General features: G+C 36.6%; 17 protein-coding genes and 1 riboswitch. Of the genes, 13 read left to right on the top strand and 4 right to left on the bottom strand.

Annotation, left to right across the window (positions count from 1 at the left end; all coding sequences use genetic code 11):
* The first annotated feature begins 256 nt into the window (after positions 1-256).
* Positions 257-1,129 carry a fructokinase ScrK gene (gene scrK, locus F5ESL0259_RS06855; protein WP_122037923.1) on the top strand — a complete coding sequence of 291 codons (873 nt, stop codon included), beginning with the start codon at positions 257-259 and terminating at the stop codon, positions 1,127-1,129.
* A gap of 213 nt (positions 1,130-1,342) precedes the next feature.
* Here scrK and F5ESL0259_RS06850 read toward each other — a convergent pair whose 3' ends face one another.
* Entirely contained in the window at positions 1,343-2,758 is a 1,416-nt protein-coding gene (locus F5ESL0259_RS06850; protein WP_122037922.1) for a C69 family dipeptidase, read from the bottom strand.
* A gap of 202 nt (positions 2,759-2,960) precedes the next feature.
* On the opposite strand from F5ESL0259_RS06850, the gene F5ESL0259_RS06845 reads away from it, so the two are divergent.
* Complete coding sequence (locus F5ESL0259_RS06845; protein ID WP_122037921.1) at positions 2,961-3,122, top strand: helix-turn-helix transcriptional regulator; 162 nt, start codon at positions 2,961-2,963, stop codon at positions 3,120-3,122.
* A 182-nt stretch (positions 3,123-3,304) separates the two neighbouring features.
* On the top strand, positions 3,305-4,183 hold the full coding sequence (locus tag F5ESL0259_RS06840) for a phosphotransferase (RefSeq protein WP_199726694.1): 879 nt from the start codon (positions 3,305-3,307) through the stop codon (positions 4,181-4,183).
* Positions 4,184-4,262: 79 nt separating this feature from the next.
* On the opposite strand, the gene F5ESL0259_RS06835 is transcribed toward F5ESL0259_RS06840, so the two are convergent.
* Both F5ESL0259_RS06835 and F5ESL0259_RS06830 read right to left on the bottom strand, forming a co-directional pair.
* Positions 4,263-5,576 (bottom strand): nucleobase:cation symporter-2 family protein, encoded by a 1,314-nt coding sequence (locus F5ESL0259_RS06835; protein ID WP_122037920.1) that lies wholly within the window; start codon positions 5,574-5,576, stop codon positions 4,263-4,265.
* Positions 5,576-6,154 (bottom strand): xanthine phosphoribosyltransferase, encoded by a 579-nt coding sequence (locus F5ESL0259_RS06830; RefSeq protein ID WP_122037919.1) that lies wholly within the window; start codon positions 6,152-6,154, stop codon positions 5,576-5,578. The genes F5ESL0259_RS06835 and F5ESL0259_RS06830 overlap by 1 nt, the downstream gene beginning before the upstream one ends.
* A gap of 80 nt (positions 6,155-6,234) precedes the next feature.
* Positions 6,235-6,332, bottom strand: a riboswitch (purine riboswitch).
* A gap of 188 nt (positions 6,333-6,520) precedes the next feature.
* Between F5ESL0259_RS06830 and guaA the strand changes: the two genes are divergently transcribed.
* The 6 genes from guaA (at position 6,521) to F5ESL0259_RS06800 (ending at position 14,062) form a co-directional block, all read left to right on the top strand.
* Positions 6,521-8,071 carry a glutamine-hydrolyzing GMP synthase gene (gene guaA, locus F5ESL0259_RS06825; protein ID WP_122038058.1) on the top strand — a complete coding sequence of 517 codons (1,551 nt, stop codon included), beginning with the start codon at positions 6,521-6,523 and terminating at the stop codon, positions 8,069-8,071.
* Between the two features lie 188 nt (positions 8,072-8,259).
* On the top strand, positions 8,260-9,831 hold the full coding sequence (locus F5ESL0259_RS06820) for an SIR2 family protein (RefSeq protein ID WP_158596008.1): 1,572 nt from the start codon (positions 8,260-8,262) through the stop codon (positions 9,829-9,831).
* Between the two features lie 172 nt (positions 9,832-10,003).
* Positions 10,004-10,873 (top strand): ribosome small subunit-dependent GTPase A, encoded by an 870-nt coding sequence (gene rsgA, locus F5ESL0259_RS06815; RefSeq protein ID WP_158596006.1) that lies wholly within the window; start codon positions 10,004-10,006, stop codon positions 10,871-10,873.
* Between the two features lie 169 nt (positions 10,874-11,042).
* Positions 11,043-11,855 (top strand): ABC transporter ATP-binding protein, encoded by an 813-nt coding sequence (locus tag F5ESL0259_RS06810; protein ID WP_122037916.1) that lies wholly within the window; start codon positions 11,043-11,045, stop codon positions 11,853-11,855.
* Between the two features lie 10 nt (positions 11,856-11,865).
* Positions 11,866-12,495 carry an ABC transporter ATP-binding protein gene (locus F5ESL0259_RS06805; protein WP_158596004.1) on the top strand — a complete coding sequence of 210 codons (630 nt, stop codon included), beginning with the start codon at positions 11,866-11,868 and terminating at the stop codon, positions 12,493-12,495.
* Positions 12,485-14,062 (top strand): ABC transporter ATP-binding protein, encoded by a 1,578-nt coding sequence (locus F5ESL0259_RS06800; RefSeq protein ID WP_122037914.1) that lies wholly within the window; start codon positions 12,485-12,487, stop codon positions 14,060-14,062. The genes F5ESL0259_RS06805 and F5ESL0259_RS06800 overlap by 11 nt, the downstream gene beginning before the upstream one ends.
* Before the next feature lie 44 nt (positions 14,063-14,106).
* On the opposite strand, the gene F5ESL0259_RS06795 is transcribed toward F5ESL0259_RS06800, so the two are convergent.
* Positions 14,107-15,186 (bottom strand): GntR family transcriptional regulator, encoded by a 1,080-nt coding sequence (locus tag F5ESL0259_RS06795; protein ID WP_122037913.1) that lies wholly within the window; start codon positions 15,184-15,186, stop codon positions 14,107-14,109.
* A gap of 381 nt (positions 15,187-15,567) precedes the next feature.
* Here F5ESL0259_RS06795 and F5ESL0259_RS06790 point away from each other — a divergent pair, with 381 nt between their 5' ends.
* The 4 genes from F5ESL0259_RS06790 (at position 15,568) to F5ESL0259_RS06775 (ending at position 20,517) form a co-directional block, all read left to right on the top strand.
* Positions 15,568-17,172, top strand: a complete 1,605-nt coding sequence (locus F5ESL0259_RS06790; RefSeq protein ID WP_122037912.1) for a xylulokinase — start codon at positions 15,568-15,570, stop codon at positions 17,170-17,172.
* Positions 17,173-17,913 (top strand): L-ribulose-5-phosphate 4-epimerase, encoded by a 741-nt coding sequence (locus F5ESL0259_RS06785; RefSeq protein ID WP_122037911.1) that lies wholly within the window; start codon positions 17,173-17,175, stop codon positions 17,911-17,913. It begins immediately after the preceding gene.
* A 14-nt stretch (positions 17,914-17,927) separates the two neighbouring features.
* Positions 17,928-19,352, top strand: coding sequence for an L-arabinose isomerase (gene araA, locus F5ESL0259_RS06780; RefSeq protein ID WP_122037910.1), 1,425 nt, complete (start codon positions 17,928-17,930; stop codon positions 19,350-19,352).
* 127 nt (positions 19,353-19,479) lie between these two features.
* Complete coding sequence (locus F5ESL0259_RS06775) at positions 19,480-20,517, top strand: aldose epimerase family protein (protein ID WP_122037909.1); 1,038 nt, start codon at positions 19,480-19,482, stop codon at positions 20,515-20,517.
* Positions 20,518-20,650 lie beyond the last annotated feature (133 nt).

Below are 20,650 nucleotides of genomic sequence, written 5' to 3'. Positions count from 1 at the left end.
TCAAGTATAGAATTATGTGGTAATACAGCTACTACTGATTGAAAATTGTTCAAAGACTTATTATAGATAAGATAAATAATATAGTTTAAGTAAAATATAAAGCCTGAAGTATGATTGCTTCGGGCTTTTTTATTAAATAATTGTTTGTATGGCTTGCAGGAAGACGCACTTTTTATTTGAGAAAAAAATTTTTTATTCTGATTGAGAGTTATAATAAAAAAGTAACTAAAATGAAAGGTCAATTAAGGAGTTATAAATGCTATTAGGTTCAATAGAAGCTGGCGGTACCAAGTTTGTTTGTGCAGTCGGCAATGAAAATTATCAAATTAAAGATCAAACAACTTTTCCCACCACGACACCAGAAGAAACTTTGCAGAAAACAGTGGATTACTTTAAGCAATTTGCCGTTGATGCCATTGGAATTGCATCTTTTGGACCGATTGAGGTGCGGAAAACAGCGCCTAATTTTGGCTTTATCACTGATACACCCAAAAAGGGATGGAACAATACTGACTTTGTCGGATTTTTGACTAAAACAATTAAAGTCCCAGTTTTCTTTACTACTGATGTTAATGGTTCGGCTTTTGGGGAATACGTGATGTCACAGTTATCAAACGAAGATGTTGACTCTCTTGTTTACTATACAATTGGTACTGGAGTAGGTGGCGGAGCTATTATTAATGGTAAGTTGGTAGGCTCTTTAGGCCACCCTGAAATGGGTCACGTAAAAGTTAAACGTCATCCAGATGACTTGGATTTTGCAGGAATTTGTCCTTTTCATAAAGATTGCCTGGAAGGCTTAGTTTCAGGTCCTACTTTTGAAGCTCGCCTTAATAAATCCGGTAAAGATGTGCCGCTTTCAGATCCTGTTTGGGATATTATGAGTTACTACGTAGCTCAGGCTGCCTTGCAAGTCACCTTAATTTTACGTCCGGACAAAATTGTTTTTGGTGGCGGTGTTACTAGTGAAAAATTTCTAGAAAAAGTGCGGCGTGATTTTGCGACATTATTGCATAATTATGTCCACGTTCCACCATTAGAGCAATACATCACTATGCCGGAAATTAGTAATAATGGTTCTGCCACAGTTGGTGACTTTGCTTTGGCAAAACGGGTGTTGAGAGAATAATTTATAGAATAAAAATATGATCTGACCTCCAAATTTAGGAAAAATTTGGGGGTATTATTGTGGTTAAATTATCTATGCTGGATAAAATTTAAATCTATCATAATAGCATGATTATTAAACAACTCTATTGCAATCTTTCTACAATAAAAGCCACTGATATTTTATTAATATCAGTGGCTTTTAAAGTGTCTATTTTACTATAATTTCAGAATTTTAATCTAACAAGTCAAACTTAAGTGTTGCCAGGTTATGACCTTCATTGACCATGTTACCCAGCAGTTCAATAGTGTTGTTGTAAACTTGATCAGCCATCTTTTGGTTGGCCTCAGTTAATAAATCTTCAGCTTTTTTACCAGAAAGACCAGCTGCTTTTTTATCAGTTTCGTGTTGAATGAAGTGACATTGTGCCAATGATTTTTGCTCAAAGTCATTTTCTAGTTCACCGTAGACCTTAAAGTTAGTGTCACCCAATTGTGCTGTTAATTTGTTTAACCAGAAAATCTTGTTCAAATCGAACTTTGGCCCGGTTTGGAAACTGGCTGGGGTGTCATTAACGTTGGTATAAAATGGGACAAAGCTGTTAAAAGTATTTGGACCAAAGCAAAGCCATTGCACGCCAGCAATTTCTTCAGGCACGTCATTTCTAACTTGTAGGATATGAGTTTCGAAGTTGCGATTAAGGGCAATTGGACGGAAGGTCTTCTTTTGTTCAGGGGTACCTTGATCGCCATAAGGATCAAATGGTGTATCTTGATAGTGAGAACTCTCGATAAAACAAATATCTTCAATACTGATCTTACGGTTTGCGTGACAAATAAAAGGTTGGTCTTGATCACTTGGCTTGCCACCGAATTCTGGATCAAAGTAATTGTGAACAAACCAGGCACGAGGATTGTTGTAATGAGCATCTTTAATAGTTGAACTACCAAAGATATGACGCATATTGTAACTTTCACGGTCAGGATTTAAGTGGTATTCCTTAATCAAGTCTTCTAAGGTATCATCAGCTAAGAAGCCATCTTTACCAAAGTGGAATTCATCGATGTTCAAACGGTTAGGAGCAACAACGTAGGCGTCATCAGGGATGCGGCGTGCAATCCAGTGGTGGCCACCAATTGTTTCCAGATACCAAACTTCATCATGATCGGCAAAAGCCATACCATTCATTTCGTAAGTACCGTATTTTTCCAGCAAATAACCAATCCGCTTAACGCCATCAAGAGCACTGTGGATATAAGGCAAAGTCAAAGTAACAAAGTCTTCTTCACCAAGTCCCCCCTTAGTAACCAGTGGATCAATCCCTTGAATACGTGCGTTAGTGGTAATAGTTTCAGTAGCAGTCATTGCTACGTTTTCTGAGTTAATTCCGGCTGCACCCCAGATGCCGCTTTCGCCAGAAACATCAGGCGCACTGGTATAACGCAAAGGCTTTTCCGCTAAATCTGCATCATCAATCTTTTGGTGACTGATGACACTTTCATAATGTTTTGGTTGTTTTTCCGGTGTAATAAGTTCAAACCCTTCAGGAATTATTTCACGGCCACCGTCTTCACTTCTGGCAATCATAGCTGAGCCGTCAATGGTGGCATTTTTACCGACAAGAATAGTCGTACATTCTGCTTTTTTCATCTTATCTGTCCTTTCAAAATTACTTAACCTATATTGTATTAAAAAAGACGGGCTGTTTGCAAAAAAATGAGTAAACTTAAACCTAAATTATTATTACTTTTACGAAGTTGGGATTTTAACTAAATTCTAATTGATGATTGGCAAAAAATGTAAAAGATGCTTTACTAAAAATGTCAAATAAGTTTGACATGAGAGTGAACTAGTGAAAAGTAGAATTGCTCAATTGCGTAAAAAGCAGAGGTACTCACAGGCTCAATTCGCCGCAGCCGCTCATGTTACTCGGCAAACAATCAACTCCTTGATTATTGAAAATGATAAGTATGACCCATCATTAGGATTAGCTTTTCACTTGGCGCAGATATGAGGGGTAACGGTTGACGAATTATTCTTATATGAAGGCGAGAATTAAAATGATTAATACTAAAAAAACATAGTTTATGGTGCGTTTTCATACTGCTACCTTGATTGGCAAGAAAATCGGTAAACAACTTTTGTGCTAAGTCGCTTGGGCATTGCCCGCATTGGTGAAATGAGAGAACTAGACTAATGACTATAGAAAAAATTTTAGAAGAAAAACTGCAAGCTGACTTAACAAAGATTACGCACGAGTCACAGAACAGCACTTTTGTTGGTGATAGTGCAAAATTTGAGCAAAAAATTTTTGTCAAAGTCTTTGCACAAGCAGGAAAATTTTTAACTGAAAAAGCTGTTAACGAGCAACTAAATACTCGGGTATTAGACTCTTTTGTTGTCAAACAAATGCAACAATTTGTTTTGGTCATGAAAGATTTGGCGCCTTCTGATATTAAAGAAGAAATCACTCCTGATATAGCAATTAACTTGGGCATAGAATTGTCTCACTTCCATCAAAAAGTCAAACCTTTTTCTGGCATATACCTAAATAATCAACTATTCAATAAGGCAAAAGGCGACATTGATAACTTAAATAAACCCGAAATCAAAAACAAGCTGCTGAAATTGCTAGCGCTGTTTACAGCTAAAAGAGCAGATATTGAAAAAGATTTAGCAGTTCATGCAAATACTGTCTTACACGGGGATGTCGGCTTGCGCAATTATAAAATCGTTGCTGATCATCTTCGTTTAATTGACTTTGAACGAGCGCGCATGGGAGTAAATTATCAAGACTTCATTAAGCTTTTTTACCAGGACTTTGGTTTAAATAAAGAATTGATCGTTTCTTTTGTCAAAGGATATGAAAAGTGTGGTCAGAAAGTTGCAGTTGCTCCAGTGACACAGGTTTTTCTCATTTTTATCACTGCTATTGGAATTATGAAGTATACAGAAAAGATTGTGGATAAGCCATTTGAGAAAATTGGAGAGCAAATGCTTGCAACTTGCAGTTTATTTCTAAATACAGGGAGTTTGACTGAGCCCCTGAATAACATGAATGCTATTATACGATAAAAATAAAAAAGCATCTTCACGCAAGAAGATGCTTTTTTTGGGGTAAATAGAATTATCTCAAGGGTAAAGACAATTTCATTTACGTGATATTTGCAGTTTGAGTATTTTGTTTTCTTTTTCTATCACCTCCTTTAAGTAAAAAGTTTAGAATTGTTGCGGATAAGCTAGTAATGACGATGCCGTTGCTTAAAAATAATTGCACAGTAGCCGGTAGATTTTTGAAAAATTGGGGATAAATAGTAACACCGAGTCCCAGTCCAATTGAGATAGCAATAATTAAGACATTGTTATTGTCACTTAAATCAACTTTGGCCAGTGTCTTGATACCTTGAACTGCAATCATAGTGAACATTACGAGCATTGCACCGCCCAAAACTGGGGTAGGGATGATAGTTACCATTGCGCCAATTTTAGGCAACAATCCCATAGCCATTAGTAGACCACCGGCCCAGTAAATCGGACGCTTGGTTTTTATGCCTGATAGTTGTAAAAGCCCAACATTCTGGGAAAAAGTGGTATAAGGAAAAGCATTGAATAAACCACCAAAAATCTGGGCAATGCCTTCTGCGCGGTAACCTTTTTTCAAGTCTTCTTCAGTGACGTCATGGTGTAAGAGATCACCAATGGCGAAGAATACGCCGGTTGATTCGACCATCGAGACTAAAGCTATGATGATCATTGTCAGACTGGAAGACCATTCAAATTTTGGTACGCCAAAGTAAAAGAGTTGAGGTAGGTGGAACCAAGATGCTTCCATGACAGGAGTGAAGGAAACGAGTCCCATGCAAGCGGCAATAACAGTTCCGGCAACAAGACCGATTAAAACAGAAATTGACCTGATAAATCCTTTAGTCCAAATTTCTAATGCCAAGATTATAAACATGGTGCAAAAGGCTAGAAACAGGTTTTGACCACTGCCAAAACTTTTAGCAGCTGAATTGCCACCACCCATGTTTTGAATTGCGACCGGAACGAGGGTTAATCCAATAGTAGTAATTAACGTACCTGTTACCACATGAGGAAAGAACTTTTTGATTTTAGCAAAAACACCCGAGATTAAAACTACGAAAATACCGGCAACTATAATGGCACCATACATGTCGTTGATTGAGAATTTCTGCCCAATCATTTGCAAGGGGGCAACCGCCTGAATGGCGCAACCTAAAATAACTGGGAAGCCAATACCGAAATACTTATTACGCATTAATTGTAAAAGCGTAGCTAAGCCGCACATGAAAATATCAATTGAAACAAGGTAAGTCATTTGTGCAGGAGAAAATTTTAATGCATTACCAATTAACAAAGGAACCGCCACAGCACCGGAATACATTGCTAACAGGTGCTGCAAACCTAAAACAGCTGCTTTTTGCTGGCTAACTTCTTTTTCTGCCATTAGTTTTCTCCCACAAAATGTACTTGATTATTAGCTAAACTAGCGATTTCTGCCAATGCTTCGAGGCGATAGCCGTGTTCTTTAATCCAGTCGCTGCCGCCTTGGAAAGTTTTGGCGACTACGATACCAACACCAGCTACCTCAGCACCAGCCTGGTTAGCAATATTAATCATGCCTTTAACTGCTTCACCGTTTGCCAGGAAGTCATCAATAATTAACAAGTGATCCTCTTGGTCCAAAAATTTTTGTTCAACACAAATTTGATTAGTGACTTTCTTCGTGTAAGAATAAACATCTGCCCAATAAACCGCGTCATTAAGTGTTGCAGGTTTCTTCTTGCGGGCAAAGACCATTGGCACATGTAATTCATAGGCTGCCATTACTCCAGGGGCAATTCCGGAAGCTTCACAGGTCAACACCTTAGTGACACCACTATCCTTAAATAGCCGACTAAATTCTTCTCCGACTTTCTTCATTAGTTCGGGATCTACCTGATGATTTAAAAACGAGTTGATTTTTAAAACGTTACCGGGTAGAACTTCTCCGTCACTGCGAATCCGGTCTTCTAATAACTTCACTTTTTCCTCCTTCAAGACAAAAAGGGCTTTTCCTACCAAAACTATGGTAAAAAAAGCCCTTTAAACCAGTATTTTAACTACTTTAAATGCATATTATCCATAGTTCAGAATTTACGGTTCTGAGTAGAAACTGCCGACCACATTACGGCAATATATAGATTTTTATTTTGCTATTGCAAGCATTGTAACAGAGTCGCATAATATGTGCAAGATTAATTTTAAATGAAATTGCGAATTATATTCAGTAAATTGGCATAAATAATTCGTAAAATTTCTCATTAGAGCTAAAAAATTATTGACCACTGCTACATTTCTTAGTAAAGTTGATATAGTATGAATTTAGTGAGTAAAGGAGCTTGGATGTCGGTGAAAAAGAATATTAGTGATTTTGATGAAATTATTGTGCTGGATTTTGGTAGTCAATATAATCAACTAATCACACGCAGGCTGCGGGATTTTGGGATTTATTCCGAGTTGTTGCCCCATGATATTAGTATGGACCAAATAAGAAAGATTAACCCTAAGGGAATTATTTTTTCCGGGGGTCCTAACAGTATTTACGACCAAAATGCCTTGAAAGTAGATCCTGCAATTTTTAAATTGGGCATTCCTATCTTAGGTATTTGTTACGGGATGCAACTGATGACTTCTTATTTAAACGGTAAGGTCGAAAAAGCTGCTAATTCTGAATATGGTCGTGCCGACATCGAGGTTGAAGATACTAACTCCGTTTTATTTGCCGGATTGCCCAAAGATGAATACGTCTGGATGAGTCACGGTGATTTGGTCACTGGTGCACCCGCTGGCTTTGAAACGGTCGCTTCAAGTAAGAATTGCCCGATTGCCGCTATTGCTAACGATCAAGCTAAAATGTATGGTATTCAGTTCCACGCGGAAGTGCGCAATACGCAATATGGCCTTGATATCTTGCGTAATTTTGCCTTTAAAGTCTGCGGTGCTACGGCTGATTGGTCAATGACCGATTTTATTGATTTGCAAATTGCTGAAATTAGAAAAACTGTGGGGGATAAGAAAGTAATTTTAGGTCTATCTGGTGGGGTAGATTCCAGCGTCACCGCTACACTTCTACACAAAGCAATTGGCAATCAGCTGACAGCTATTTTTGTGGATCACGGTATGTTGCGCAAAAATGAAGGCGATGAAGTAATGGCTGCCTTGAACCGTGATTTAGGCGTTAACATTATTCGAGTAAACGCTCAAGAGCGCTTTTTAAATAAACTCAAAGGTGTCACCGACCCCGAGCAAAAGCGTAAAATCATTGGTAAAGAGTTTATTGAGGTGTTTGCGGACGAAGCAAAGAAAATTAAGGATGTGGACTTCTTAGCACAAGGCACCCTTTACACAGATGTGATTGAGAGCGGCACAAATACTGCCCAAACAATCAAATCGCATCATAACGTTGGAGGGTTACCTAAAGATTTACACTTTAAACTAATTGAACCTTTGCGCAAGTTATTTAAGGATGAAGTGCGTGAACTGGGTGAAAAATTAGGGATTCAGCATGATTTAGTTTGGCGGCAGCCATTCCCGGGACCTGGTCTTGGCATTCGCGTTATTGGCGAAGTAACCGAGGATAAACTCAAATTGGTGCGCGACAGTGATGCAATTTTGCGGGATGAAATTAAAAAAGCCGGTTTACAGGAAAAAGTTTGGCAATACTTTACCGTTTTACCCGGTATCAAATCCGTGGGCGTAATGGGTGACGGTCGCACCTACGACTATACTATTGGTATCCGTGCCGTTACATCAATTGATGGGATGACCGCTGACTTTGCTCGCTTGCCGTGGGATGTTTTACAAAAAATTTCAACGCGCATTGTCGACGAAGTGCCAAACATTAACCGCGTAGTCTATGATGTCACCAGTAAGCCACCATCAACGATTGAATGGGAGTAAGAATGTAGTATTGATTAGAGTGGAATGCTGATAAACATGCATTAACTGAAACTAGGGATTAATTGACATGGTAGCGTACCAAATTAAAGCTCCTAGTTATTGAAATAAGGGCTTTTTTTATTTTGGGAGATATTTTTCAATAAAATTAGTGCTCTGATATAATTAAGATTGTATAAGAGATGAAAGTTATGAAGCAATCGTTTTTAGATAATTTAATTAAAGAGAATGAATTTCCTATAATATTTATTGGTTCAGGTATTACTAGAAGATACTTTAAAGATGCTCCTACATGGGATAAGTTATTACATATTTTATGGAATGAAACAAATCCAACTGATAATTATTACTCTGCTTTTCATGATCTGAGTAAAAAAACTGAAGATTCTTTTTATATCTATACTAGTTTGGCTTCTAAGATAGAAAGTAGATATGATGATGCTTTTTATGACGGAAAAATAAAATTACCTGATCTTACATTAGAGCGAGCACATAAACAAGGCATTTCACCTTTTAGAACCAGAATTGCAGATATATTTTCAAAATTGCAACCTAAGGATGAAGTTAATGAAATAAATCTACTGAAGAAGATGCTAGTTAAAGCCAGGTTTATTGTAACTACTAATTATGATGAATTTTTGGAAAATGAATTAAATGGAAATGTGAATATAAAAGTCGGAAATAAAGGCTTGTTTTCTACAGGAGCCGAGTTTGGAGAATTATATAAAATTCATGGGTCTATAAGTGATCCTAACTCTATAGTAATAACTGAAGATGATTACAAAAAATTAAAAAGAACTTCCGCAATTATCAATGCAAAGATTTTAAGTAGATTAACGGTATCTCCAATTTTATTTTTGGGCTATTCTTTAACCGATAAAAATGTCAAATCATTATTAAAGGATTTATCAGACAATATGCCTTTTTCAATAAGGGAAGCTGCTGAAAGAATTGGAGTAGTTGAATATAATGAAGGGCATCAGGATATTGTTGAAACTACAATGGAAACTGATGGTGTTCATTATACGAATATTAGTACTGATAATTATTCGGAAGTTTATAAAAAAATAGCCAAAATCGATCAGGGTGTTTCTCCCATTGAAATTTCAAAGTATCAAGATATGATCAAGCAGATAATAGTTACTAGGGGGAAAAGCGGAGAATTGAAGCATGTTTTAACATCAGTCGGAGATCTAAATAACTTACCCGAAAAATTAAAAAGACAAGATATTGTTGTTGCTATGGGAGACAGTAAGTATATTTATAAAATACCTAACTACGTCGATTATGTAAAGGATTATTATTTACATCCTGGAAACATGCCCGAAGAAATTGCATTGCCATTTATTCTTAAATCACCACCACACAGCACATTGCCAATTTCAAAATATATCCATTCTAAGATGAAACTAGCTTCAAAAGAAAAAGATAAGATAAATGCTAGATTAAAAAGATTTAATTCTTTAGAAGAGCTTAAAAATGGAATTAGTATTTCAAGAAGTAATAATATTCAATTAGAAAAAGAATTTAAGGATACGGATAAAGCAATAGATTTTCTAAAAGGAAAAAATAATGCTGAAAAACTGAAAAGAGTAGCTTTTTTGATTAAGAAGATAGATAAAATTAAAAGAAATGAGTTAGAAGAACTTGTCATGTCATTATTGAGAGAAGAAGATGATTCTTTTTTGTTGAAGACTAATACTAGAAAATTTTTTATGGCATATAGTTTATTGACAGAAAAAATATTTAAACAATTACCTTAATTATTGCTTGAGATAAAAGATTTATAGTTGCTATAACTAAAATATTTTTGTTATGTAAGATTAGCAATTAATAGTTGTTGATATAATAGAATTATTTATAGAAGTTTTAGGAGATGTAAAAGATGACGGTGAAAATAATACCATTCCTAAAAAACGGTCAGAGCAATTTCTGGTGGGTGATTGGGTAACCTTAGACCCACAAATAGATTTTGATTTAATTAATGAGCGCCTTCCGCGTTATAGTACATTAGGTCGAATAACCGGTGAAGAATTTCATGCCCAAGAAAAAGATTCGGCAAGCAATATTGATCAGCTGTTTATCTGTTTTTCAATGAATAAGAATTTAAAGTCTTCACGTATCAACCGTTTTCTTTATGCTTTAAAAAAAGAAAATGAGTATCAAACATCAATAGTTTTAACAAAATCAGATCTTTTCCCAGAGAGCCTGAACCTTGCCCAACAAATTGCTGATAAATTAAAAATACCAGTTTTCTGTACTTCATGTATCACTGGAAATGGATTGGCTGAATTACGCTCAAGTATTTTACCAGGGCAAACTGTTTCTTTTTATGGTAATTCAGGAGTTGGAAAGTCAAGTTTGATTAACGCCATTGCTCAAAAAGAATTAATGTCCACAAAACGTATCAGTGCAAAGACTGATAAGGAAAGGCATACAACGACGAGTTCAAGATTAATCCCAATTGAACTTGGAGACTTTGTTTTAATTGATACACCTGGAATTAAAAGTATGGGCATTAGTGGTGGCAATCCGAAGCAAGTTTTTCCTGAGATTGCTGATCTCTCTGAGAAGTGTCGCTTTAATGATTGTAAGCATATAGATCAGCCTGACTGTGCCGTTAAAGAAACTGTTAACAATGGAACATTAGAACGAAAAGTTTATGATCAGTTCATAGCTTTGGAAAAAGAAAGTCAAGTAACTAAAGGGTACTTAGATCAAAAATTGGCAAAGAAATTAAATAAAAAGGCTGAGTTTAAAAAGGCAACCATTAACTACCATCATTATCGTAAACCGCCAATGTAAAATTTTAATCACTTTCACACTAATTCTTTTTAAAGAATTAGTTTTTATTTATAACCAGCTATTACCAGCTATTATATATTGACTGTTAACTTGACACCCTTGCTCATTCATCTTATTATTAGATAAATTTAATAAAATTGATTTAGCATAAAATGAAAGACGCAAGCATATGACATTAAAGGGACTGATTGGCTCTAATAAACAACGAGCAATTTTTATTATCTTACTTTATTTTATTTTTGCTGTTACCGGCTCACTTGACCAATATTTTTTTCAATTTGCAGTTAATGGATTAAGTGTCGGCAATTTGCCCGTTTACATTCGCTGGCAATTAATTGAATTTATCCCGGTAGTTTGTGGTGTATTTATTTTGCCTTTAGCGACTTACCTTTTTAACGCACAGATTCAGGAATATCTTGATCAATTAAGGGGGCAAATGGTAGATCATTTTTATACTGAAAACGATGCGACTGTGGCGCAAATGCAGAATTACCTGCAAAGCAATTTCGATACTTTAACCAGCGATTTTGCTCTGCCCTGGGTTAATGTTCTTAGCAATTTGTTCATCATTTTGCTTTCTGCGGGTGTCCTTTTTAGCTTAAATTGGTCTTTTGTTTTACTAACTGCATTTTTTGTTTTAATTGATTTAAGCTTACCCAAAATAATGGCGCGCATGACTTCAGAGGCAAGTAGAAAAGTAATGCAAAATACTAGCGCTTTTTTAACTGGTATCGGTGAATGGATCAATGGCTTAAATGAACTGCGGCGGTATCATGCTTGGACGATCTTAAATAAAGAAATGAGCAGCTACGCTGAGAAGTTGGAAAAGTCCAAAGTCAATCAAACCAACAAAAACTGTGCTTCCAATACAATTAATGGAATTGGTAATACTTTAGGGCAAATGTCGATTGCCTTTTTAGCTGGCATCCTATTTTTAACTGGTCAAATAAAAAGATTCATCTGCTCAAATTGCCCAAATTGAAATTAAAAATTTGGCGCTTAAATATCCTAATGGTCCAATAATTAAATATCCCGATTTTGTGATCAATAAGGGTGAAAAAGTTTTACTTTCAGGCGATAGCGGAACTGGCAAGTCAACACTGCTTCAAGCTCTTTTAGGTAAGATCAAGCCTTATCAAGGGCAAATTATTTTTAGAAATAATGCGGGGCAGATTTTTCAACCAAATTTAAACCGGATCAGTTACATTGCTCAAGATCCGCAATTGTTTCCAGGAACAATTGCGGAAAATATCGTGATGTTTCACCAGCAGTTGTTGGATCAAGTACCTAATTTAATTAATAAAGTGCAATTGCAGAGCGACATTGCGAGATTTCCCCAAGGAACTGATACCCAAGTTGATTTGGATAAAAATAATTTATCCGGTGGTCAAAGGCAAAAGATTATCCTTGCCAGATCAGAAATTTTCGCTGATGAAATTATTTTGCTGGACGAAGCGACAAGCGCCATTGATAGTCAAGCTACTAAGCAAATTATTACCGAGCTGATTAACACTGATAAGACCGTGATCATGATTGCCCATAATCTTAATTCTGAAGTTAAAAATATGTTTGATAAAACGATTCGGTTAGCAAGCCAGAAGGAGAACCACCATGACTTTTAAAAATTTCTTTCATACCAATCGAATTCGTTTCATATTCATTGTACTTTTTAGTTTCTTACAACCCTTTGTTTTAATCGGGGCATCTTACTTAAATATGTGGGAATTTACCGCCTTGCGCCAACATGACGGTCAAGCGTGGTTGTTAATCATTATTTTTACAACATTAGCTTATCTTTCGTCGTATGCTTTTGACTGGGGTTCTGAATATTTATTGACACGACAAGTTCAAGAATTTAATCACACTTTAAGAAGCAAAATAGTAAGCCACGTCTACCATGACCGTAAAAATTATCAAACTTCGCAAGTTAAAAATCGCCTGACTAATGATCTTAATACGGTTAACAATCAGTCCTTTAACTTAATTCCTGTCATTTGTAATTTTCTAGGCTATATTCTTTTCTCCGTAATTGCCCTGTTGACAATGCACTGGAGTTTGTTGCTGCTTATCTTAATTTCGGTAGCCGTTTCCCTGATTTTGCCTAAAATAATTGAAAAGCCGCTGCAAAGAGCTATGGAGAAAGTATCTCATCAAAATAGGCAGTATTTGGATCTGATTGAAAAATGGCTAAGCGGTATTGCTGAACTAGAGCGGTATCTTGCTGGCGATAAATTAACTAGCGTAATGCATAAGGGCGCGCAGGATTTAGAAAAAGCCAACCTCAAGCAGACACAGGAACAACAAGTTCTGTCCATTATTACCAATGGTGTTGCCCAAATTATGATCCTGATATTGTTCGTCTGGACGGGTATTTTAATTAAAAGCGGACTAGTCACGTTTGGTGCGATTGCGGTTATCGGTAATTTTAGTCATTATATTTCGCTGGCAATCGAATACTTGCCATTCTATTTTGGCTTAATTAAGGGCAGTAAAACTTTAAGAAATAAAGTTACAGCAGCAACTGTACCAGTAAAAACTGATGAGCAAAATTTGGCAACACCTTATGCTTTTAGTACAAATAATTTGGCAATTAGTTTTCCTAATGGTGAAACTTTGAATTTCCCTGATATCACTGTCAATTGTGGCGAAAAAATTTTATTAACAGGTGATAGCAGAACAGGCAAGTCAACTTTGTTTAAACTAATTTTAGGGATTTTGTCACCGAGTTCGGGGGAAATAGCATTTAAGAATCAAGAGGGAAAAGTGATCAAACCGGATTTAGCTAAAATCGGCTACATTGCACAAGATCCAGTTTTATTTCACAGCACCATTAAAAACAATATTACAATGTTCAATCCCAAATTAGACTTGCTGGCCGAACCTGCAGCTCTAGCAGTAGGTTTGGGCCCAGATATTGCCAAGTTTTCTAATGGCTTGAATACAGAAATAAACTTGCAAAAACTAAATGTTTCTGGCGGCCAAAGGCAAAAAATAATTCTTGTGCGCTCGCAAATACATGACAGTAAAATCTTACTGATTGATGAAGGCACAAGTGCAATTGATCAGGCAGGAACCAGAGCAATCCTGCAAGAACTCCTTAAAATGCCAGGCACTGTCATTTTTATCGCCCATAATTTTGATAAAAACCTGCAACTGCTGTTTGACCGCGAGATTCATCTAAGTAAATAGCAACAGTAAAAAGACGTTAATCAAATTTTTGATTAACACCTTTTTTATTGTTTCAGTGCAGCAACTGAATCACGCAATTTCATCTCAGGGTGATGTACCACTGAAGCAAACTTCTTACCATTTATTAAAGCTAAAATTCCTTTGCCTGCCTCTTGACCAACGGAAGTTCTCTGATAATTCATTGTGGTCAAACTAGGATTCAAGTAAGCAGATGAATCGTAGTTATCGAAACCAACTACAGAAATATCCTGGGGAATTTTGATTTTTAGCTTTTTCAATTTGTCAATGACTAAAACAGCTAATTCATCATGATAGCATGCTATTGCTGTTGGTGGTTCTGGACTATTTAAATACATATCAATTTTTTTACTAATGACAGAGAAAGAATCATGTGAGCTGTACATAATTAAATTACTACTTGCTAAATTAACATTATTTTCCTGATAAGCAGCGATAAAGCCCTTCATCCGTTCGACCCCTTGAAGATCGTCTGTTTGAAAGATACCTAAAATTCGGCGATGATTTTGCTGCAATAAATAAGTTGTCAATTCATTTTCTGACTCTCTATCCGAATTCACAATAGCAGGAAAATTAAATTCTGGATATTCTGCATTAATAAATAGCAAGGGTATTTTACTTTTTGCAATCCGGAGGTAAATATCCCTATTTTGACATGGCTTGGCACTTTCACTGGGTTCAACGATTAAACCGGCCACTTGCGAATCAAGCATTTTAATCAAACTTGACCGTTCAGTTTGAGGGTAATTATGCGTATTAGCTAAAAGCAGGGAATAGCCCTGCGGTTCAATTACTGAATCAATTTGAGCAATAATCTTGGGAAAAATGTAATCTGCAATGTGAGTACAAATTAATCCGATGGTTTTACTTTGCGGATTGGCTTGCCATTTTTTATTCCAATCCTGGATGTACATTCCGCTTCCTTGGACTTTGTAGATTAAATGCTCATTTTGCAATTCAGTTAAGGCTTTTCTAACAGCATAACGAGTGACCTTGAAGCGGCGCATTAACTCGTCTTCTGTGGGTAATTTTTGGTTAACTTCGTAATTACCAAAAGTTATTTCATTTTTAAGTGTTTCCACAACGTTTATGTAATCGCTTTTCATTGTGTAACCTCCTAAAATTCATTTGAATAAATTTTAACTAATATTGTTAAAATCCTTATTCTTTTGATTAAAATCATAACATAGTTCAATTTTAAAAGGTAACTTATATTTATTTTTTGCTGAAATATTGGCATTTTTATAAAAAATAAAGGTATAAGTGTAAACAATAAATTTCTGCTGAAAAAGCCCAATAAAAACAAATAAAAATTCTAAAATAGCTCAAATATAGAGAAAACAAGAGCGATGCAGGCTTAAAAAGTTTCAAAAACATTCGAATGAATTTTTAATCCTATTGAATTATTCAAATAAAAAATATATCATGAAAGTGCTTTCCGAAGAAAGCTAAGGATAGAATTCTACCGTGAGGAAAGAGGCGTTTAAATGAACATTACTAAAATTGTTCAACTCATTCAAAGGGGGCAAACAGCATTAGGGATTGAATTCGGTTCTACACAAATTAAGGCAGTTTTAATCAGCCCTGATTTTCAGCCGCTGGCTTCTGGCAGCTTTTCATGGGAAAACAGATTGCAAGATGGTATTTGGACCTATTCTGAAGAAGATATTTTAACTGGTTTAAGGCAAAGTTATGCCCAGTTAGCCGCTATGGTCAGCAGTAAATATCATGTCAAAATTGAAAGAATAGGAGCCATAGGTGTTAGTGCAATGATGCACGGCTATTTAGCTTTTGACGCTAATGACAAACTGCTGGTGCCATTCAGAACATGGCGTAACACTATTACGGAAGATGCAGCAGAAGAACTAACCAAGCTATTTAACTTTAATATTCCTTTACGTTGGAGTATCGCTCATTTATATCATGCGATACTGCAAAACGAGCATCATGTTAAAGATATTGCTTACATCACAACTTTAGCTGGTTATGTTCACTGGCAATTATCTGGTGAAAAAAATATTGGAGTTGGGGACGCTTCAGGAATGTTTCCAATTGATAGTGATGGTCAGTTTGACCAAACATGTCTTCTCAAATTTTCCAGTTTAGAAAAGGTGAAACAGTATCCGTGGCAAATCGAAGATATTTTACCTCAAGTTTTAAAAGCTGGTGAAGTTGCAGGCTATTTAACTGAAAAAGGTGCTGCTTTACTTGATCCAAGTGGCACTTTAAAAGCTGGTAGTGTTATGGCACCACCTGAAGGAGATGCTGGAACCGGCATGATTAGTACCAACAGCGTTAGACTGCGCACAGGAAACATCTCTGTTGGTACATCAGAATTTTCAATGGTTGTTTTAGATAAGCCTTTGCAAAAAGTACACAGGGATATTGATATTGTGACAACTCCCACAGGACTGCCAGTGGCAATGGTTCACATAAATAACTGTTCTTCAGATATTAATGCTTGGTCGCAAGTTTTTAGCGAATTTGCAGGTAGGTTAGGTAAAAATATCAGTGCAGACGAACTATTTAGCACTTTGTTTTTAGATACTACAAAGTCAGATCCTGATGCCGGTGGCATAGTTAACTATAGCTACTTTTCAGGTGAGCCGGTAACGAAGACAACAGAAGGAAGGCCGTTGCTAATTAGAACACCTAACAGCAAATTTACTTTAGCTAATTTTATGTTGGCAGAGCTTTATTCAGCTTTTGCACCACTCAAGATTGGAATGGATATTTTAACTAATGAGGAGAAAGTGACAACGGATGTCATGATTGCTCAAGGTGGACTATTTAAGACGCCTGTTGTGGCTCAACAAGTTTTATCTAATGTTTTGAATATGCCAATTTCCGTTATGACTAATGCTAGTGCTGGTGGTCCTTGGGGTATGGCAATTTTAGCCCAATATGTATCATCCGGTGCTCAAGAAAAGCTGGAGGACTATTTAGATGAGAAGGTTTTTGTTGACTCGGAGATAATGACACTGAGTCCTGAACAAAAAGGAGTTGCAGGTGCGGGCAAGTACATTGAGCGTTACCGTTCGGCTCTATCTTTGGAAAATTCAGCGTCTATTTTGAAAGATGAGGAACGTTAAATGCTGGAGCAATTAAAGGAAGAAGTTTACAAGGCTAATATGCAGTTGCCTCAATTAGGATTAGTTACTTTTACTTGGGGTAACGTTTCTGGAATTGATCGTGATCAAGGATTATTTGTCATTAAGCCCTCAGGAGTTGAATACCATAAGCTAAAACCTGAGGACATGGTGGTAGTTGATTTGTCAGGCAAAGTAGTCGAAGGAAAATTGAATCCATCAAGTGATACTCCCACGCACACATATTTATATAATCATTTTCCAAAGATTGGTGGGATTGTTCATACTCATTCACCTTGGGCAGTAGCTTTTGCGGCTGCCAAGATGGATATTCCAGCACTTAACACCACACACGCCGATACTTTTTACACAGATGTTCCAGCAGCTGACGCACTGACAAAAGAAGAAATTGCAGAAGATTACGAAGGCAATACTGGCAAAACTATCGTCCGTACGTTTGATGAGCGCCACTTAGATTATGAAGCTACACCAGGAGCCTTAGTTAGTCAACATGGTCCGTTTTGCTGGGGGCAAACACCAGCCCAGGCTGTTTATAATGCCAAAGTTTTAGAAGTTGTAGCTGCAGAAGACTATCATACGCTGCAATTGACTAGAGCAAACAGTCGGCTGCCCCAATACTTGTTAGACAAGCATTATTACCGTAAGCATGGCAAGGATGCATATTATGGTCAAAATAACGCGCAATCACAGACGCATGCAAAAAAAGATAAAAGATTTAAATAAGGAGAATTTTGAAAATGTTACAAGTACCAAAATATGAATTTTGGTTTGCAGTTGGTAGTCAACATCTTTATGGTGAAGAAACCTTGCGCAGTGTAGCTGAAGATGCGCAAAAAATTGCTGACGGTTTAAATGAAAAAGGCAATTTGCCTTACAAGGTTGTGTTTAAAAAGGTTTTAACTACAGCTGATGAAATTACCCATTTTATGAAAGAAGTCAATTACAGGGATGAAGTTGCCGGTGTAATCACATGGATGCATACATTTTCACCCGCTAAAAACTGGATTCGCGGTACAAAACTATTACAAAAACCGTTGTTACACTTTGCAACCCAATTTTTAAATTATATTCCTTATGACACAATTGACTTTGACTATATGAACTTGAATCAAAGTGCTCATGGTGATCGTGAATATGGCTATATTAATGCTCGCTTGCAAAAGCATAATAAGATTATCTATGGCTATTGGCAGGATCCAAAGATCGTGAAGCAAATTGCTGACTGGGAAAATGTTGCAGTTGCTTATGATGATTCGTTCAATTTAAAAGTTTGCCGCTTTGGTGACACGATGCGGAATGTAGCCGTTACTGAAGGCGATAAAGTTCAAGCTCAAATTCAATTAGGCTGGACTGTTGACTATTACGGTGTTGGCGACTTAGTTGCTGAAATGGCAAAAGTCAAAGAATCTGAAATCGATGACGAATTTGCTGATTTGAAAGCAAAATATATTTTAGTCCAAGGCGCTATGGATCCAGATGCTTACAATAAAACGGTGCGCTACCAGTTAAAACAATATATTGCAATGAAACGCTTCTTAGAACGTGGTGGTTATACCGCTGTTACCAGCAACTTCGAAGATTTACATGGGCTAAAGCAATTACAAGGTTTATCAGCTCAACTGTTAATGCGTGACGGCTATGGCTTTGCAGGTGAAGGTGACTGGAAGACAGCAGCTTTACTGAGAACTTTCAAGATCATGACTCATAATCAAAAGACTGCCTTCATGGAAGATTACACTCTTGATCTGCGTCCGGGTCATGAAGCAATTTTGGGTTCACACATGCTTGAAGTTGACCCGTCGATTGCCTCTGAAAAGCCACGGGTTGAAGTTCATCCATTGGATATTGGCGGTAAAGCTGATCCAGCAAGATTAGTCTTTTCTGGATCAGAAGGAGACGCTATTGATGTTACTTTAGCTGACTTTAGAAATAACTTTAAGCTTGTGACTTATGCAGTAGATGCTCACAAGGCTGAAAAAGAAACACCACACTTGCCTGTAGCTAAACAATTATGGACTCCAAAAGTTGGTTTAGAAAAAGGCGCTACAGAGTGGATCAAAGCTGGTGGAGGTCACCATACTGTCTTCTCCTTTGCAGCAACAGAAGATCAAGTCACTGACCTTGCAACAATGTATGGCATTGACTTATGCAGTATCAAATAAAATCAAATCGCTAACTAATAAATCCCAAACACATACGCTTAAGATTTCTTAGAAAAAATACACTATTTCAATAGTATAATTGAAGTAGTGTATTTTACTAATGCGATTAAGTTAACTGGAGAAAAAGATGGAAGACATTGAGGAAACATTTGAAAATTATCAAGGTAACGATGTTAAAAAAGTTACGTTAAAAAATGATCATGGTATAACAATTTCATGTTTATCGCTGGGAGCTACCTGGTACGAATTTTTAGTACCTGATGAAAACAAGCAACAAAAGAATTTATTGATGAACTTTGATCATTGTGTAGATTATTATTCTAACGGTTTATGTTGCTGCCAATCAATTGGACGTGTAGCTGGCAGAATTAAAAACGGCCAGTTCACTTTAGATGGCGCTAATGTGCAAGTTCCCACCAACGAAAATGGCAACACTCTGCATGGTGGTAATAAAGGCTTTCGCTTTTTAAACTGGCAAGTGCAAACCGCTAAAACTGCTAACAGTGCAAGTGCAATATTTACACACCAGATTAAAGAAGATCATGATGGATTTCCTGGCGATATGCTGGTTACCATTACCTATACTTTAGATAATGAAGATAAAGTAACAATCTCTTATAAAGCTGAAAATGGTACGCAAACAACACTGTTTAATCCTACTTGTCATGCTTACTTTAATTTAAGTGACCAGCCTAATTTAAGTACGCACGAAATTAAGATAAATAGTGAGGAACATTTACAACTTGCCCCTGAGTTAATTCCGACTGGAAAAATGCTGGCAAATGCCAATACTCCGTATGATTTTCATGATTTTAGCAATTTAGCTGCTGCACTAGAAGCCAATAAAGGTTTCGATGACGCGTTTGTTATTAATGGCACGGAAAATCAAATGAAATCTGTGGCTACTTTGAGAGAAAAAGAAAGTGGCCGTCAAATTACTATTTCAAGTGAAGGCAATTGTTTAGTGATGTATACCATGACGCAGGAGCAATCCGAAGTAAAATTTAAACGGGATAACGGTTCAATTGGGCAGCCAAGTGAAGCTGTCGCTCTAGAAGCGCAAATATTACCAGATGCAATTAATCACCGAGATTTTGGAGATATTGTTTTACCTGCTAATACTACCAAGGAACATCAAATCGTCTTTGCTTTTGAGCAGCATTAAGTTTCTAACAAATCATATGTGGAAGGCTACTAAATGTAGCCTTTTTTATATTTCATGATTTAATTTTGTCCTTTTGTGTTAAATATTTGCTTGCTTATCTATAAGTTTGCTACAAATTTCTATTTTATTAGTA

Source organism: Lactobacillus sp. ESL0259, from assembly GCF_003693045.1.
In the GTDB taxonomy this organism is placed as follows: domain Bacteria; phylum Bacillota; class Bacilli; order Lactobacillales; family Lactobacillaceae; genus Lactobacillus; species Lactobacillus melliventris.
This window is presented reverse-complemented; position numbering and strand designations above follow the sequence as displayed.